Below are 16,517 nucleotides of genomic sequence, written 5' to 3' on the forward strand. Positions count from 1 at the left end.
CTGTTTATCCCTGCGATGTCGCGGCAGCCGGCGCGGGCGCCGTCCTTGCCACGGTATCGGCGTTCCAGCCGCCGCCCAGCGCCTTGTACAGCTCGACGCGGTTCAGCAGCGAGGCCAGGCCGGTCTGGATATAGGCCTGGCGGGTGCCATACAGGTTGACCTCGGCGGTCTGCACCTGCAGGAAGCTGTCCACGCCCACTTCGTAGCGCAGCTTGGCCAGACGCAGCGACTCGCTGGCTGCCTTGTCCACTTCCTGCAGCGCCTCGATCTGCTTGCCGAAGGTGGCCTCGCCGGCCAGCGCATCAGCCACTTCGCGGAACGCCACCTGGATGCTCTTCTCGTACTGGGACACGGCAATGTCGCGGCGGGCCTCGGCCAGCGCCAGGTTGCCGCGCGTGCCGCCCGAGAACAGCGGCATCACGATCTGGGGCTGGAACTGCCAGTAGCGGTTGCCGGAGCTGAACAGGCCGCCCAGCTCGGGGCTCAGGAAGCCCAGCAACCCCGTCAGGGTGACGTTCGGGAAGAAGGCCGCCCGCGCCGCACCGATATTGTAGTTGGCGCCTTGCAGGGCGTGCTCGGCCCCGATGATGTCGGGACGGCGTTCCAGCAGATCGGATGGCAGCCCGGCCGGCAGGCTGGGCATCAGTTGCGCCCGGGTGAACGGCAAGCCTTGCGGCAGGCCTTCAGGCACGGGCGAGCCCAGCAGCACCTGCAGAGCGTTGATCGCCTTCTGGCGATCGCGCTCGACCTGCTGCATGTCGGAGCGCACCGTGTTGTACTGCACCTTGGCCTGGTTCAGGTCCAGCGAGGACACCACGCCGGCGTCGAACGAGGACTGCACCAGGCGCAGCGTCTCCTGCCGGCTGCGCAAGGTGTTTTCCATCAGCTTGTGCAGCTCGTCGGCGGCGCGCACCCGGAAGTAGGCCTCGGCCGTGCCGGCCACGACTGCAATGTGCGCGGTGCGCCGCGCCTGTTCGGTCGCCAGGTATTGCTCGCGAGCGGCCCGCGACAGGTTGCGCACCCGTCCGAAGAAGTCCAGCTCGAAGGACGTGATGCCGATGCCGGCCTGAAAGCCCCTGGATACCGACGGCGAGTCGGGGCCGCCTGGCCGGGACTCGGGCGGATAGCGGGTGGCCTGCTCGGCCGCCATGACGCCGATGGTGGGCAATTGCTCGCTCTGGGCGATGCCGTACTGCGCGCGCGCCTCTTCGATCCGCTGGGTGGCGATGCGCAGGTCGCGGTTGTTGTCCAGCGCTTGCTGGATCAGGACATGCAGGCGCGGATCGGTGAAGAACTCGCGCCAGCCCAGGTCGGCCGCGCTGACCGCATCGGCCTGGCCCTGCTGGGCCAGGGGGAACTGCTCGGGCACGGGCGAGGCGGGACGCTCGTACTTGGGCGCCAGCGAGCATGCCGACAAGGCAAGCGCGAGGGCCAGCACCAGAGGACTGCGTGAAAATAGGCGAGACATCAGACCTGTCCTCCTTCGGACCGTTCTTGTTGCGCGGCCTTGGCGGCCAACTCGCGCTCGTGCTGCTTGGCGGCTTCGCCGAACAGACGAGGCTTGGTTTTGAAGAGCTTGAGGATGACGACGAAGAAAGTCGGCACCATCAGCACGGCCAGCGGCGTGGCGGCCAGCATGCCGCCCAGCACGCCCAGGCCCACCGCGTTCTGGCTGGCGGCGCCCGCGCCCGTGGCGAGCGCCAGCGGCACCACGCCCAGGATGAAGGCGAAGGACGTCATCAGGATGGGACGGAAGCGCAGGCGCGCCGCCTCCAGCGTGGCGTCGATCAGGGTCGCCCCCCGGGCGTAGGCGTCCTTGGCGAACTCCACGATCAGAATGGCGTTCTTGGCCGACAGGCCGATCACGGTCACCATCCCCACCTGGAAGTACACGTCATTGGCCATGCCCATGCCGAACACCAGCAGGACCGCGCCCAGCATGCCCAGCGGAACCGCCAGCATGACCGAGAGCGGAATCGCCCAGCTTTCATACAGGGCCGCCAGCACCATGAACACGACCAGCACGGCCAGACTCATCAGGATGCTGGACTGGCCGCTGGCCTGGCGCTCCTGGTAGGACAGGCCGGTCCATTCGATGCCGTAGCCCGCGGGCAGCTCTTTCATCAGGCGTTCCATTTCGGCCATGGCGTCGCCCGAGGTGTAGCCCGGGGCCGGACCGCCGCCGATACGCACGGACTCGTAGCTGTTGTAGCGCACGATCTGCACGGGACCCTGCTCCACGTCCTGGCTGACGAAGGCCGACAGGGGCACCATCTTGCCTTCGTTGTTGCGGGCGTTGAGCTTGAGCACGTCGTCGACCGTCATGCGGTAAGGCGCGTCCGCCTGGACCCATACGCTTTGCACGCGGCCCTGGTTGGTGAACTTGCCGACGTAGGACGAGCCCAGCGCGGTCGAGATCAGCGAAGCGGCTTCACTGAAGTCCACGCCCAGGGCGGCGGCCTTCTCGCGATCGATCTTCAGGCTGATCTGCTTGCCGGGGCCCAGGCCCGTGATGCGCACGCTCTGCGGATCCAGCACGGGGCTCTGCTTGGCCAGGTTCAGCAACTGCTGCGCGCCGGCCATCAGGGCGTCGTGGCCCATGCCGCTGCGGTCTTCCAGACGCATGTCGAAGCCGGCCGAGTTGCCCAGCGCCGAAATGGCGGGCGGCACGATGGCGATCACCATGGAATCAGGCAGGCCGAACAGCAGCTGGCCCATCGCCTTGCCGGACAGCGCCTGGGCCGAGTTCTCCTTGCCCTTGCGCTCGCTGAAGTCCTTCAGGGGCACGAAGGCGATGGCCGAGTTCAGGCCGTTGCCGTTGAAGCTGAAGCCCTGCACGGCAATGATGTTCTCCACCTGGGGCTGCTGCTTGAAGTAGCCCTCGACCTGCTCGATGATCTCGATGGTGCGGTTGGCGGTCGCGCCCGAAGGCAGCTCGATGTTGGCGATCACGTAGCCCTGGTCTTCCTCGGGGAGGAAGGCGGTGGGCATGCGCAGGTACACGAAGCCCAGCACCAGCACCATGATCAGGTAGATGAACATCATGCGCCCGCCGCGGCGCAAGGTCTTGGCCACGAAGCCTTCGTAGCGGTTGGTCGTGGTGTTGAACGTGCGGTTGAACCAGCCGAAGAAGCCGCGCTTGGTCTCGTGGTGGCCTTTGGGGATGGGCTTGAGCAGCGTCGCGCACAGCGCCGGCGTGAAGGACAGGGCCAGGAATGCCGAAAATGCGATGGACACGGCCATGGCCACGGAAAACTGGCGATAGATCACGCCCACCGAACCCGACATGAAGGCCAGCGGCAGGAACACCGTGGTCAGCACCAGCGTGATGCCCACGATGGCCCCGCTGATCTGCGGCATGGCCTTCTTGGTCGCTTCCTTGGGCGACAGCCCGTCCTCCACCATGATGCGTTCGACGTTCTCCACCACCACGATGGCGTCGTCCACCAGAATGCCGATGGCCAGCACCATGGCGAACATGGTCAGCACGTTCACCGACATGCCCAGGGCCAGCATCACGCCGAAGGCACCCAGGATGGCCACTGGCACCACCAGGGCGGGAATCACCGTATAGCGCACGTTCTGCAGGAACACGAACATCACGATGAACACCAGCACCATGGCTTCCAGCAAGGTGTGCACCACCTGGGTGATGGACTTGTCGATGTAGGGCGAGGTGTCGTAGGGAATGTCGTAGCGGATGTTGTCGGGGAAGAACTGGGCCAGCTCGTCCATCTGCTTCTTGATGGCGTCGGCCGTATCGAGGGCGTTGGCCTCGGGCGAGAGCGAGATGGCGAAGGCCGCCGTGGGCTGGCCGTTCAGGCGGGCGCCGAACTGGTAGTTGTCGGCCCCCACTTCCACGCGCGCCACATCCTTGATGCGCACGGCCGAACCGTCCGGATTGGAGCGCAGGATGATGTTCTCGAACTCTTCCACCGTCTCCAGCTGGCCGTTGACGGTGATGGGCGCGGTCACGCGCTGGCTGCTCGGATTGGGCGGCGAGCCCAGGATGCCCGCGGACACCAGCACGTTCTGGCGACTGATGGCCGAGGTGACCTCGGACATGCTCATCTGGTAGCCGACGAGCTTTTGCGGATCCACCCAGACGCGCATGGCGCGGCCGGCCGCGAACAACTGGAAGCGGCCCACGCCGGGAACACGGGAAATCGTGTTCTGGATATTGCGCTGGATGTAGTCGGCCAGCGCGACCTGGTCCAGGGTGCCGTCGGTCGAGGACAGCGTCACCACCATCAGAAAGCCCGTGCTGGACTGTTCCACGTGCAGGCCCTGCTGCATCACGGCGGCGGGCAGCGACGCCGTGATGTTGCTGACCCGGTTCTGCACGTCCACCTGCGCCAGGTCGGGGTTGGTGCCGGGACGGAAGGTGGCCGTGATTTCCGTGGACCCGTAGGAGTCGCTGACGGATTCATAGTACAGCAGGCCCTTGGCGCCGTTGAGTTCGTTTTCGATGACGCTGGCCACGGTGCTGGAGACGTCCTCGGCGGTTGCGCCGGGATAGGTTGCGCGGATGGTCACCTGGGGCGGCGCCACATCCGGATACTGCGCCACGGGCATGTTCGGCAGGGCCAGCAGGCCCAGCAGAGTGATGACCAAGGCAACGACCCACGCGAAAATGGGTCTATCGATGAAAAACTGAGGCATGTCGCTTACTCGCTAGACTTGGCATCGGTTTGTGCTGCAGGGGCTGGCTCTTGCGCCGGCTGGGCGGGCTGCCCCTGATCGGGCGCCGCCTGGCCCTGGGGCGCGGCGCCCGCGCCCTTGTCGCCCTTCCAGGGCATGGGCTGCACCGGCGCGCCGGGGCGGATTTTCTGGAAGCCCTCGACCACGACCTGGTCGCCGGCGTTCAGGCCTTGGTTCACGATGTACTGGCCTTTGTCCTCGGCGCCCAGAGCCACGGGCACGGCCTGCACCTTGCCGTCGCGCACCACCATCAGGCTGGTGCGCCCGTCGTTGGTGTACTGGACGGCCTGGGCGGGAACCAGCAGCGCATCGCGCGCGACGCCCTGCTCCAGCCGCACCCGCACGTACATGCCGGGCAGCAGGATCTGGTCGGGGTTGGGGAACTCGGCCCGCAGCGTCACCTGGGACGTGGACGGATCCACGCTCACGCCGCTGAACAGCAGGGCGCCGTCGTGATCATAAGTCGTGCCGTCTTCCAGGATGGCGTGCGCCTTGGCCTTGCCCTCGCCGGCCTGGGTCAGCTTGCCGTCGGCCATGGCGCGGCGCAGCTGGGACAGCTCCGAGGTTGAACGGGTGACGTCCACATAGACGCGGTCCAGTTGCTGGACCGTGGCCATCTGGGTGCCGTTGGCGGCGGACACCAGAGCGCCTTCGGTGACCATGGCCTTGCCGATGCGCCCGTCGACAGGCGAGACGACCTTGGTGTAACCCAGGTTGATATCGGCCGCGTCCAGGGCCGCCTTGGCGGCTGCGATGGCCGCGTCCGCCTGCAGGGCGCGCGCCTTGGCCGTATCGTATTCCTGACGGGATACGGCGTTTTCCTTGATCAGGCGCTCATAGCGCTGGGCCAGCAGCGCTGCGCTGCGAGCCTCGGCCTGGGCGTTCTTGAGCTGGGCGGCCGCCTGATTGCGGGCCGCGCGATACGGCGCCGGATCGATGGTGAACAGGAGCTGGCCCTGCTTCACGTCGCTGCCCTGCTCGAAGTTGATTTCTTCGACGATCCCGTTGACGCGGGCGCGGATCTGGGCATCCTTGATGGCCTCCACCCGGCCGGGCAGCTCGGAGAACAGCTCCGTGGATGTCGGCTGCACGGTGATGACGCTGACCGGGATCTTCATCCCGCTCATGTCGGCTTGGGGCTCTTTGTTGCCGCAAGCGGCAAGCAGGACCATGGAAGAGAAAGCAGCAATGCGCAAAGGCTGCCAACCCAGCAGGCTTTTAGATGACATGAAGTACTCCTGAGCTAAGCGTCATACAAAATGTTACGCTTAAACTGACTGCGTAGTATGGTTTCGGCAATCCTGAAGTATATGTCGAAAACGTTCTCAAAAATACAGAAAAAGAGAAACCGGACTCATTTCGGCATATATCAAATGTGAAGGCGGCAGCCTGTCGTGAGTCCACTCGCCCCTGCGCATCTGCCCGCCCGACTGAAAAGCATAAGCATAATCAGGCGCCTGTGAGCTAGAGGTGAAAAAAAAACCACGGTCGGTCCAGCGGGCCGCCGCGGTTTTTCTCGCATGACGGGAAAACAACTAGCTCAAGAGCAAGCTGTCGTCAGCTAGCGTCTCGCCGCGCACCTTCTCGAACATCTCCAGCAGGTCGCGCACGTCCAGGCCCTGGCGCTGTTCGCCGCTGACGTCCAGCACCACCTTGCCCTGATGCAGCATGACCGTGCGGTCGCCCACGTCCAGCGCCTGGCGCATGCTGTGCGTGACCATCATGGTGGTCAGGCCGCCTTCGCGCACGATGCGGTTGGTCAGTTGCAGCACGAAATCCGCCGTGCGCGGGTCCAGCGCCGCCGTGTGTTCGTCCAGCAACAGGATCTTGGACGGCCTCAAGGCCGCCATCAGCAGGCTGACGGCCTGGCGCTGGCCGCCCGACAGCAGGCCGATGCGGTCGGCCAGGCGATTCTCCAGGCCCAGTCCCAGCGTCGCCAGGCGCTCGCGGAACTCATCGCGCATGTCATTGCGCACCGCGCGCGACAAGCCCCGGCGGCTGCCGCGGCCGGTGGCCAGCGCCATGTTCTCCTCGATGGTCAGATCTTCACAGGTGCCCGCCATGGGGTCCTGGAACACGCGCGCCACCCAGTTGGCCCGCTGCCAGACCGGCATGCGGGTGACGTTGGCCTTGTCGATCAGGATCTCGCCCTCATCCACCGACTGGTCGCCCGAAATGGCGTTCAGGAAGGTGGACTTGCCCGCTCCGTTGGAGCCGATGACGGTGACGAACTGGCCTTCCGGAATGTTCAGCGACAGGCCGCGCAAAGCGCGGGTCTCGATGGGCGTGCCGGGGTTGAAGGTCAGGCGCAGATTATTGGCTTCCAGCATCTTACTGAGCTCCTTTGCGGCCGCGCATGCGTTTCTTGAACAGGGGTATCACCAGGGCGACGGTCACCAGCAAGGCCGTGACCAGGTTCAGGTCCTGCGCCTTCAGGCCGATGACATCGGCGTTGAGCGCCAGGGCGATGAAAAAACGGTACAGGATGGCGCCCAGGATCACCGCCAGAGTCGCATAGAACAGCTTGCGCGCCGGCAGGATGCTCTCGCCCACGATCACGGCCGCCAGGCCGATCACGATGGTGCCTATGCCCATGGAAATGTCCGAACCGCCCTGGGACTGGGCGAACAGCGCGCCGGCCAGCGCGACCAGCGCGTTGGAGATGGCCATGCCCAGCAGAACCATATTGCCGGTGGCCACGCCCTGGGAGCGCGCCATGCGGGCGTTCGATCCGGTGGCGCGCATGGCCAGCCCGGTCTGGGTGCCGAAGAACCAGTCCAGCGCCAGCTTGACCAGCACCACCAGAACGATCAGCAGCAAAGGCCGGGCGATGTAGTCGGCGATGGTGTCGGGCTGCAGCACGGTAAAGACCGTGGGCTCCATGATCAGCGGCACGTTGGGGCGGCCCATGATGCGCAGGTTGATGGAATACAGGGCGATCATCATCAGGATGCTGGCCAGCAGATCCATGATCTTCAGGCGCACATTGAGCCAGCCGGTCACGCTGCCGGCCAGCGCGCCGGTGAAGGTGGCGGCGATGGTGGCCAGGAAAGGATCCGAGCCTTGGCTGATGAGGGTGGCGGCCACGGCGCCGCCCAGAGGAAAACTGCCGTCGACCGTCAGGTCGGGAAAACGCAGAATGCGAAAAGAGATCAGGACTCCCAGGGCGACCAGTCCGAATATCAGACCGATCTCCAGGGCCCCCCACATGGAATAGATAGACATGTTGTCGTGCGTCTGGTGTGCAATTGACACAGGCGGGCGGCTTGTGGCGGCCCACCTGCAAAAAAGAGATAAACGCCCTCGCGCCGCGCGGGCCAAGCCCTGCTCGCCGCCTCCCGGGGGAGGCGTTTCTTGTTCTCGAATCGGCCCGGTGCAAGGAACAAGGCGCGATTATTCCACGATCTTGGTGGCGGTCTTCACGAATTCATCGTTGAGCGTCACGCCCTGGCGCTTGGCCGCGCCGGGGTTGACGTACAGTTCCAGCTTGCTGCTGGTCTCGGAAGCGATGGCGCCGGGCTTCTCGCCTTTCAGGATGCGGATGACGATCCCGCCGGTCTGCACGCCCAGGTCATAGTAGTTCACGCCCAGGGCGGCGATGGCGCCGCGCGCCACGCTGTCGGTGTCCGAGGCGATCAGCGGCACCTTGGCGTCGTTCCCGACCTTGACCAGGGACTCGTAGGCCGAGACCACATTGTTGTCGGTGTTGGTGTAGATCACGTCCACCTTGCCCACCAGGCTGCGGGCCGCCGCGCCCACGTCCACGGTGCGGGCCGCGGTGGCCTCGACCAGCGACATGCCGTGCTTGGGCAGCAGTTCTTTCATCTGCTTGACGACCACGGCGGAGTTGGCTTCGCCGGGGTTGTAGACCATGCCGACCTTCTTGGCCTCGGGAACGACTTTCTTAATCAGCTCGATCTGCGGCTCCAGGGCCAGGGCATCGGACACGCCGGTGACGTTGGTGCCGGATGGCTCCATGCTGGACACCAGGTGCGCCACCACGGGATCGGTCACGGCCGAATACACCACCGGAATATCCTTGGTGGCGGCGACCACGGCCTGCGCCGACGGCGTGGAAATGGCGACGATCACATCGGGCTTGTCGCCCACGAACTTGCGCGCGATCTGAGCGGCAATCGCCGGATTGCCCTGAGCGGTCTGGAACTGCCACTTCAGGCCCTTGGCTTCGGTGTAGCCGGCATCGGTCAGCGCCTTGTGCACGCCGTCCTTGATGGAATCGAGCGCCGGATGTTCGACGATCGACGACACCGACACCGATTGTGCATGCACGGCGGCGCCGGACATGAACCCCACACATGCCAAAGCGGCCGCCAGTTGATGTACAGACCTGATCAGCTTCATCCGATACTCCTTAGATGCGAGAAAAAGCGGTAATTTTATAGGCACTAAAGTCTACCGCGAATAAAACGGCCGCGCCCTGCAGGTAATCCCTGCCCTCAAGGCAGTCTGGCGCCTGTGTCGCGCAGCGCCGACAACAGCTCGCGGGCCCAGCGCTGTGCAGGCAGCTGATGATCGGCCTGCACCTGCATGGCGCGCTCCAGCAGTTCGCCGGCCGTGATCTCCAGCGCATCGCCCTTGAAGGCCAGCACCACCTGATTGCCCTCGTCCATCTCGGGCAGCAGCAGCACCTTGCCCTCGAAGGCCTGGCGTATGTGGCTGATGTTGCGCTCGAAGCTGGGATGGGCGCCGAACAGGTTGACCGTCATGATGCCCTCCCCGTCCAGCACCGCGCGGCAGTTCTGATAGAACTCCAGGCTGTCGCGCACCGGCCCCTGGGCGGACGCGTCATACAGGTCCACCATCAGGGCGCGGTATTGGCCATGCTGATCCGGGTCCTGGACCCACACCCCCGCATCTTCGTGATCGATCTGCGAACGGTCGCTGCCGGGGAGGCGGAAAAAAGCCTGGCAGATGCCGGTCACGGCCGGATTCCACTCCACCGTGCGCACCTGGCAGGGCGTGTGCTTGAGGCAGAATCGCAGCAGCGAACCCGCGCCCAGTCCCAGTATGGCCAGCTTGTCCTGCTTGCCCGGCCGGGTGAACATCAGCCAGGCCATCATCTGCTGGGTATAGGCCAGGACCAGTTCGGCCGGCTTGCGCGTGCGCATCGCGCCTTGTATCCATTCCGTCCCGAAGTGCAGATAGCGGATGCCATCGCTCTCGGACATGGTGGGGCTGTCATGCTCAAAATCGGCGCACATCACTTCATTCCTCGAAAATCGCCGGCCGCGCCCGGCGCTTTTGACAAAGGCGCCATCATACCAGCCGGCCGCCCCCCGGAACGGCGCGGCCTGCGTCAGTCGCGGGCGAAGATGGCCGCGATCCCCTGCCCGCCGCCTATGCACATGGTGACCAGGGCGTAGCGCCCTTGGATTCGCTGCAGCTCGTGCAGGGCCTTGACCGTCAGGACGGCCCCGGTGGCCCCGATGGGATGCCCCAGGCTGATGCCGCTGCCATTGGGATTGACACGTTCCGGATCCAGGCCCAGTTCGCGCGATACCGCGCAAGCCTGCGCCGCGAAGGCCTCGTTGGACTCGATCACGTCCAGGTCCGCCAGCGCCAGGCCGGCGCGCTGCAAGGCGGCGCGCGTGGCCGGCACCGGCCCCATGCCCATGATGCCGGGCTCCACGCCGGCATGCCCCCAGGACACCAGGCGCGCCAGCGGCGTCAGTCCCCTGGCGCGCGCCTGGTCGGCGGACATGAGCAGGACCGCCGCCGCGCCGTCATTCAGGCCCGAGGCATTGCCCGCCGTCACGCTGCCGCCTTCCTGAAGGAACACGGGCTTGAGGCTGCTGAAGCTCTCCGGGGTCGCATCGGGGCGCACGTGCTCGTCCTGGTCGAACACAAGCTCGCCCTTGCGGCTTTTCTGGATGACGGGCACGATCTGCCCCTTGAAATAACCCTGCTCGATGGCCCGCCGAGCCCGCCGGTGCGACTGCAGCGCCAGCTCGTCCTGGTCCGCCCGCGTGATCCCGTAACGGCGCGCCACATTCTCGGCCGTGATGCCCATATGGACCCGATCGAAGGGATCGGTCAGCGCGCCCGTCATCATGTCCATCATCACAGTGTCGCCCATGCGGGCTCCCCAGCGGTGCGCGCTGGACATATAAGGAGCGCGGCTCATGCTTTCGGCCCCGCCGGCCAGAGCCACTTCGGCGTCGCCCAGCAGAATGCCCTGCGCGGCCGAGACGATGGCCTGCAGGCCCGAGCCGCACAGGCGATTCACGTTCATGGCCGGCGTGTCATAGCCCAGCCCGGCCTGCACGGCCGCCACGCGCGACAGATACATGTCGCGCGGTTCGGTCTGGATCACCTGCCCCATGACCACATGCTGCACATCGGCGGCGTCCACCCCGCTGCGATCGAGCGCGGCCCGCAGCACCATGGCTCCCAATTCCACCGGCGTTACATTCTTGAGCGCGCCGCCAAAATCGCCGATGGCGGTGCGGCATGCCTGGACTACGACTACGTCTGTCATGGAAGTCTCCCTGCGCCCTTTACGGGCGCGGCAACAGGAGCAAAAAGCGTGGACGCCCCGCTCCCGGAACGTAAGTCCCCTGTTCCCGAGACCGCAGACCGGACACAACAGGGACAACTCACAGTAAGGTTCCTGATACGTTATACAAAACACACGCCGCTGATAACCCTCTTTAAGGAATTCCCCCATGTACGAGCGCATTCTGGTCGCCACCGACGGATCGGAACTGTCCGACCACGCCGTCCGCCACGCCTTGAATCTGGCCAAAGCCTGCGACGCCAAGCTCATTGCACTGCGCGTCATCCCGCGCTACCGGCAGAGCTACCTGGAAGGCGGCCCCATCCTGGACCAGAAGATGGACAGCCGCGTCGAGGCGCTGTGGACGGAGCACGCCCAAGCCGAGCTGGCGGCCGTCAAGCAGGCCGGCAAGGACATAGGCGTGGCGGTCAAAGCCGTCGTGGCCAAGTCGGACCTGATCGCCAATGCCATCATATCGGCCGCCGAAAAACAGAAGGCCGACCTGATCGTCATGGCCTCGCACGGCCGCAAGGGCTACCAGCGCATCCTGCTGGGCAGCGAGACCCAGCACGTCCTGACCCAGTCGGAGATCCCGGTGCTGGTCATCCGCAAGAAAGCAAAGAAAAAATAGGCGCCTGCCGCCGGAATCAAAGCGCAGGCCCGGGCCTGCGCTTTGATTCCGCATCGATGCCGTCCGGGCGCCCGACCCACGCGAGTTCCCAAGCGCCATATTTGAGAAAGGCTATTGCACCGGCCGGTTTCTGCAGCAAGAATCGGAGTGTCCGCTACGATCGCGGACGACACACTGCCTCTTCCCTTTTCTTCCGGAGCATGGTCATGAGTCTCAGTACACAGGAGAAACGCCGCCGCTTTCGCGCGCTGCACCAGCAAGGCACCCTCATATTGCCCAATCCCTGGGACCTGGGCGGCGTACGCCGCCTGGAACGGCTAGGCGCGCAGGCCATCGCCAGCAGCAGTGCGGCCTACGCCTGGGCTCAGGGGCTGGACGATTTCCAGCCCGGCCGCGACGCACTGCTTGAGCATTTGCGCCATCTGGCCTCCAGCACCGATTTGCCCGTCAATGCCGACTTCGAAGACGGTTTCGCCGCGCAGCCCGACGAGGTGGCCGCCAATGTGCGCCTGGCAATAGGCACCGGCATCGCCGGACTGTCCATCGAGGACCGCCGCGACGACGGACTGTATGAAAAAGACCTGGCCGTCGCCCGCATCCGGGCTTCCAGGGCCGCCATCCAGTCCAGCGGCGAGGACGTCCTGCTGGTGGGGCGCAGCGAAGGCCTGTTGACAGGCGCGGCCGGCCTTGACGAAACCATAGACAGACTGCAGGCCTATGCCCAGGCGGGCGCCGACGTGGTCTACGCGCCGGGCCTGCGCCGGCTGGACGACATCGCACGCGTCGTACAGGCCGTGGCCCCTACCCCCGTCAATGTGCTGCTGATCGATCCCAGCCTGACCGTGCCCGACCTCGCCGCCCTAGGCGTACGCCGCGTCAGCACGGGAGCCCAGCTGGCCGTCGCGGCCTGGGCGGGGTTCGAGCAGGCCGCCGGCAGCCTGCTGCAGCATGGGCGCCTGCCTGAGCGCCTGTCCTGATCCCCGCCAGGCTGTACAGCCGCACCCAAGGCCCAAAAAAATAGCGCAAGCAATCATGCTTGCGCTATTTTTCAATACCGCGGCGCTATCAGGCCGTTTCGGCGGCGCAGTGCTCGCTGGGCTGCTCCGTCTTGCTTTCGGCATCTGTTTCCCGCGCGGCTTTCTTGGGAGCGACCCAATTAAGGGGCTCGACCTCAAAGGCCTGTTTGCGACGAACCGGTTTCGATTGACTCACGATTTGCTCCTGTTGACATCGACAGGGGGCGCCCCCTTAGCGCCCCGATTATTTGATTATAACAATAATTAGACTACGAATCAATTTTTGCCGAAGTTAGGTATTCAATCGCTGAAAATAAGCTGTTTTTGAACAAAATTAAGCATGCCAGCGCGGGCCTTGCGAATCTGCCCGCCTGGTTTGGAGCCGGCATCCTTATTTGTACTGATCGTCAGCCCAGGACAAGCCGTGTACGCTCTGCGCATGCCTCGCCAGAAGGCCATCATGCACAAGGGAGACATATCATGGACACCCTGGATCGCCCGCTGCGCTATTTTCTGCGCATCGCTCAGCTCGAATCCCTGTCGCGGGCCGCGGACGAACTGGACCAGAGCCAATCAGGCATCAGCAAGCAACTGACCGGCCTGGAGCAGGCCCTGGGCAAGCCGCTGTTCGTGCGCACCGGGCGCGGCGTCAGGCTGACCGACGCCGGCCGCCTGTTGCGCGACGCCATCGAACCGGCCTATCGGCGCATCGACCTGGCGGTGGACACCGTGCGCCAGCAGTACGGGGTGAGCCAGGGCACCGTCCGCCTGGCCACCGTTCACACCCTGAGCTACTACTTCATGGCCGATGTGGCGGCAACCTTCATGAGTTCGCACCCCAGTGTCAACCTGTCCCTGCTCGGCCGCAGCTCGCCCGAAGTCGTCTCCCTGGTCGAAACCGGCAAGGCGGACATGGGCTTTGTCTACGACGTGGCCGTGGACTGCGGCGACCTGGTGTCGCATGTGCTGTTCGACGACCAGATGTGCCTGATCTCGACGCGTCCGGATCCGGCACCGGACGGCGACCTGACGGCACAGCCGCTGCGGCTGGTGGGGTTTCCCAGCCACTATGCCTTGCGCCGCATGGTGCACAGCAGCGGACTGGAGCCCGAATTCGTGGCCGAGGCCGAGACCATAGACGCCATGCTGCGCCTGGTGTCCTCCGGCGTAGGCGACTGCATCCTGCCGGCCCGTATTCCCGACAGGCTCCTGGCCGAGTACGAACTGCACAAGCACCCCGTCACGGCGCCGGCCTTGCAGCGCCGGGTCGTCGCCATCCTGCGCGCGGATCGCCAGCCTCAGAGCCTGACGACAGAACTGCTCAGTTGCGCCATGCGCGCCGCCGACACCCTGGAAGACGCCATGGTGGAATAGCTGCTATGAGCGCAGCATCATGGCTTGCGCTCCCTGTAATCGCCATACTGGCTCCAGGCCTGCCCCATGCAGGCTCACAACAATTCCAAAGGAGACAAGATGCCGAACGCACTCAGGGAGAAATCCTATTTCGACGCCCGGGCCACGCAGGACATGGCCCGACATCTGTGCCCGGTGGAGCGCAGCATTCCCGAAACCATGGCCTGCGCCTGCCGCATCCTGGCCATGACCGAACAGGAGGCCGGGCTGGCGGGACAGATCAGTGTGCGCTCCGAACGCCCCGACGCCTACTGGACTCTGCGCTTCGGTCTGGGCTTTGACGAGGCCACGCCCCAGGACTTCATCGAAGTGGACCGGGACCTGAACACCCTGTCCGGGCAGGGCATGGCCAATCCGGCCACGCGCTTTCACCTGTGGGTCTACCAGGCCAGGCCCGACGTGCAATCCATCATCCACACCCATTCTCCCTGGGCCAGCGCGCTGGCGGCGGCCCGGCAGCCGCTGGTCATCGCCCAGATGGACATGACGCCCCTGCACGAGGATTGCGCCTTCCTGCCCGACTGGCCCGGCGTGCCGATCGCGGACCAGGAAGGAGTCATCATCTCCCGGGCGCTGGGCGACAAGCGCGCCATCATCCTGGCCCATCACGGCTACCTGACCGCCGGCCGCTCCTGCGAAGAAGCCACCTACCTGTCCGTGTACCTGGAGCGGGCCGCGCGCCTGCAGATCCGCGCCCAGGCCTTCGGGCCGCTGACGCCCGTGGACGACGCGCTGGCCCGCGAGGCGCATGACTACCTGCTCAAACCCTCCATCGTGCGCGCCACCTTCGACTACTGGGTCCGGCAGTCGCGTCGCGCCCCCGGCCTGCCCTCGCTCTGAGCCGCCTTTTTCACATTTGCAAGGATACGGACATGACTATGCCTGCAAAGCAGGCGGCGCGCTCGCGCCGCCAGTACGTGACGGCGGGGCTGGCCAGCATGATGGGCACCACCATCGAATGGTACGACTTCTTCCTCTACGGCACGGCCGCCGCCCTGATATTCAACCAGATATTCTTCCCGGCCTTCGACCCGATCACGGGCACGCTGGCCGCCTTCGCCACCTATTCCGTGGGTTTCTTCGCCCGTCCTCTGGGCGGCATCGTCTTCGGCCATTTCGGCGATCGCGTCGGACGCAAGTCCATGCTGCTGATCACCCTGTTCATGATGGGCATACCGACCATCCTGATCGGGCTGATCCCCTCGTATGACAGCATAGGCTACTGGGGCGCCGTGCTGCTGGTGCTGATGCGCTTCTGCCAGGGCGTGGCGGTGGGCGGCGAATGGGGCGGCGCCGTGCTGATGGCCGTGGAGCACGCCCCCGAAGGCAAGAAGGGCTTCTTCGGCAGCCTGCCCCAGGCCGGGGTGGCGCCGGGCCTGATCCTGTCGTCGCTGGCCATGGGCGCGGTCGCCGCCCTGCCCGAAAAAGACATGCTCACCTGGGGCTGGCGCATCCCGTTCCTGGCCAGCGTGCTGCTCCTGCTGGTGGGCTGGTTCATCCGCCTGAAAGTGGCCGAGTCCCCCGACTTCGAGCGCATGCAGGGCAAGGGCGACAAGGTGGAGGTGCCCGCCAAGGTGGTCTTCAGGCGCTATCCCCGCGAGCTGCTGCTGGTGATCGGCGCCCGTCTGGCGGAGGTGACCTGGTTCTACACCGTCGTCACCTTCGCCCTGGCCTACGCCACCGGCACGCTGGGCCTGCCGCGCACCGTGCTGCTGGACGCCACCATCTGGGGCGCGGCCGCAGCCCTGTTCGCCATGCCGGTATTCGGCCTGCTGGGCGATCGCCTGGGCCACAAGTGGGTGTTCATGGCCGGCTCGGCGGGCATTCTGATCTTCGCGCCGCTGTTCTTCGACATGCTGCAGACCCGCGACACCGGCGCCATCACCCTGGCCATGGTGCTGGCCGTCGGCCTGGTCTATGCCTGCCTGTACGGGCCGCAGGGCAGCCTGTTTTCGTCCCAGTTCCCGCCTGAGGTGCGCTACAGCGGCATCTCGATCGCCGTGCAGATCTCCGGCGCCCTGGGCGGCGGCCTGGCGCCCATCGTGGCCACATCCCTGCTGGCCTGGGGCGACGGCAGCCCGCGCTACATAGTCTGGTACCTGAGTCTGCTGGGAATGGTCGCCATGGCCAGCGCATGGCGCATGCACGGGCCGCGCCATTTCGGCGCGCCGGCCGGCCGCCCCGCCACCCCGGCGCTTCGGCCCTGAAGCGGTCTTACGGCCGCGGCCGGGAGGCGATC

Annotated in this window: 14 protein-coding genes; 5 read left to right on the forward strand and 9 right to left on the reverse strand. The window is 65.6% G+C overall.

What is annotated here, in order from left to right; translation table 11 throughout:
• Window positions 1-4: 4 nt before the first annotated feature.
• The 8 genes from ACF3ND_RS09740 to ACF3ND_RS09775 form a co-directional block, all read right to left on the reverse strand.
• A complete protein-coding gene (locus ACF3ND_RS09740; RefSeq protein ID WP_394059910.1) occupies window positions 5-1,468 on the reverse strand; it encodes an efflux transporter outer membrane subunit in 1,464 nt (487 codons plus the stop codon).
• Entirely contained in the window at window positions 1,468-4,662 is a 3,195-nt protein-coding gene (locus ACF3ND_RS09745) for a multidrug efflux RND transporter permease subunit (protein WP_394059912.1), read from the reverse strand. The genes ACF3ND_RS09740 and ACF3ND_RS09745 overlap by 1 nt, the downstream gene beginning before the upstream one ends.
• A 5-nt stretch (window positions 4,663-4,667) precedes the next feature.
• Complete coding sequence (locus ACF3ND_RS09750; RefSeq protein WP_394059914.1) at window positions 4,668-5,930, reverse strand: efflux RND transporter periplasmic adaptor subunit; 1,263 nt, start codon at window positions 5,928-5,930, stop codon at window positions 4,668-4,670.
• A 306-nt stretch (window positions 5,931-6,236) separates the two neighbouring features.
• The gene (locus ACF3ND_RS09755; RefSeq protein WP_394059916.1) at window positions 6,237-7,031 is read right to left on the reverse strand and encodes an ABC transporter ATP-binding protein; all 795 of its coding nucleotides are present in this window, start codon (window positions 7,029-7,031) and stop codon (window positions 6,237-6,239) included.
• Window position 7,032: 1 nt separating this feature from the next.
• Window positions 7,033-7,926, reverse strand: coding sequence for an ABC transporter permease (locus ACF3ND_RS09760; RefSeq protein WP_394059918.1), 894 nt, complete (start codon window positions 7,924-7,926; stop codon window positions 7,033-7,035).
• A gap of 168 nt (window positions 7,927-8,094) precedes the next feature.
• Window positions 8,095-9,006 carry an ABC transporter substrate-binding protein gene (locus tag ACF3ND_RS09765; protein WP_394065815.1) on the reverse strand — a complete coding sequence of 304 codons (912 nt, stop codon included), beginning with the start codon at window positions 9,004-9,006 and terminating at the stop codon, window positions 8,095-8,097.
• A gap of 152 nt (window positions 9,007-9,158) precedes the next feature.
• Window positions 9,159-9,923 carry a spermidine synthase gene (locus ACF3ND_RS09770; protein WP_394059920.1) on the reverse strand — a complete coding sequence of 255 codons (765 nt, stop codon included), beginning with the start codon at window positions 9,921-9,923 and terminating at the stop codon, window positions 9,159-9,161.
• Between the two features lie 95 nt (window positions 9,924-10,018).
• Window positions 10,019-11,200, reverse strand: a complete 1,182-nt coding sequence (locus tag ACF3ND_RS09775; RefSeq protein ID WP_394059922.1) for an acetyl-CoA C-acyltransferase family protein — start codon at window positions 11,198-11,200, stop codon at window positions 10,019-10,021.
• 187 nt (window positions 11,201-11,387) lie between these two features.
• On the opposite strand from ACF3ND_RS09775, the gene ACF3ND_RS09780 reads away from it, so the two are divergent.
• Together ACF3ND_RS09780 and ACF3ND_RS09785 are read left to right on the forward strand one after the other, a co-directional pair.
• Complete coding sequence (locus ACF3ND_RS09780) at window positions 11,388-11,849, forward strand: universal stress protein (protein WP_394059924.1); 462 nt, start codon at window positions 11,388-11,390, stop codon at window positions 11,847-11,849.
• Between the two features lie 206 nt (window positions 11,850-12,055).
• Window positions 12,056-12,826, forward strand: coding sequence for an isocitrate lyase/phosphoenolpyruvate mutase family protein (locus tag ACF3ND_RS09785; RefSeq protein ID WP_394059926.1), 771 nt, complete (start codon window positions 12,056-12,058; stop codon window positions 12,824-12,826).
• Between the two features lie 88 nt (window positions 12,827-12,914).
• Here the strand turns inward: ACF3ND_RS09785 and ACF3ND_RS09790 are convergent, their stop codons facing one another.
• Window positions 12,915-13,061, reverse strand: a complete 147-nt coding sequence (locus ACF3ND_RS09790) for a hypothetical protein (RefSeq protein WP_394059928.1) — start codon at window positions 13,059-13,061, stop codon at window positions 12,915-12,917.
• 284 nt (window positions 13,062-13,345) lie between these two features.
• Here ACF3ND_RS09790 and ACF3ND_RS09795 point away from each other — a divergent pair, with 284 nt between their 5' ends.
• The 3 genes from ACF3ND_RS09795 (at window position 13,346) to ACF3ND_RS09805 (ending at window position 16,485) form a co-directional block, all read left to right on the forward strand.
• Window positions 13,346-14,239, forward strand: coding sequence for a LysR family transcriptional regulator (locus ACF3ND_RS09795; protein ID WP_394059930.1), 894 nt, complete (start codon window positions 13,346-13,348; stop codon window positions 14,237-14,239).
• Between the two features lie 99 nt (window positions 14,240-14,338).
• Entirely contained in the window at window positions 14,339-15,118 is a 780-nt protein-coding gene (locus ACF3ND_RS09800; protein WP_394059932.1) for an aldolase, read from the forward strand.
• 32 nt (window positions 15,119-15,150) lie between these two features.
• Window positions 15,151-16,485, forward strand: a complete 1,335-nt coding sequence (locus ACF3ND_RS09805; RefSeq protein ID WP_394059934.1) for an MFS transporter — start codon at window positions 15,151-15,153, stop codon at window positions 16,483-16,485.
• Window positions 16,486-16,517: the final 32 nt, after the last annotated feature.

Source organism: Alcaligenes sp. WGS1538, from assembly GCF_043187505.1.
Taxonomy (GTDB): domain Bacteria; phylum Pseudomonadota; class Gammaproteobacteria; order Burkholderiales; family Burkholderiaceae_B; genus Alcaligenes.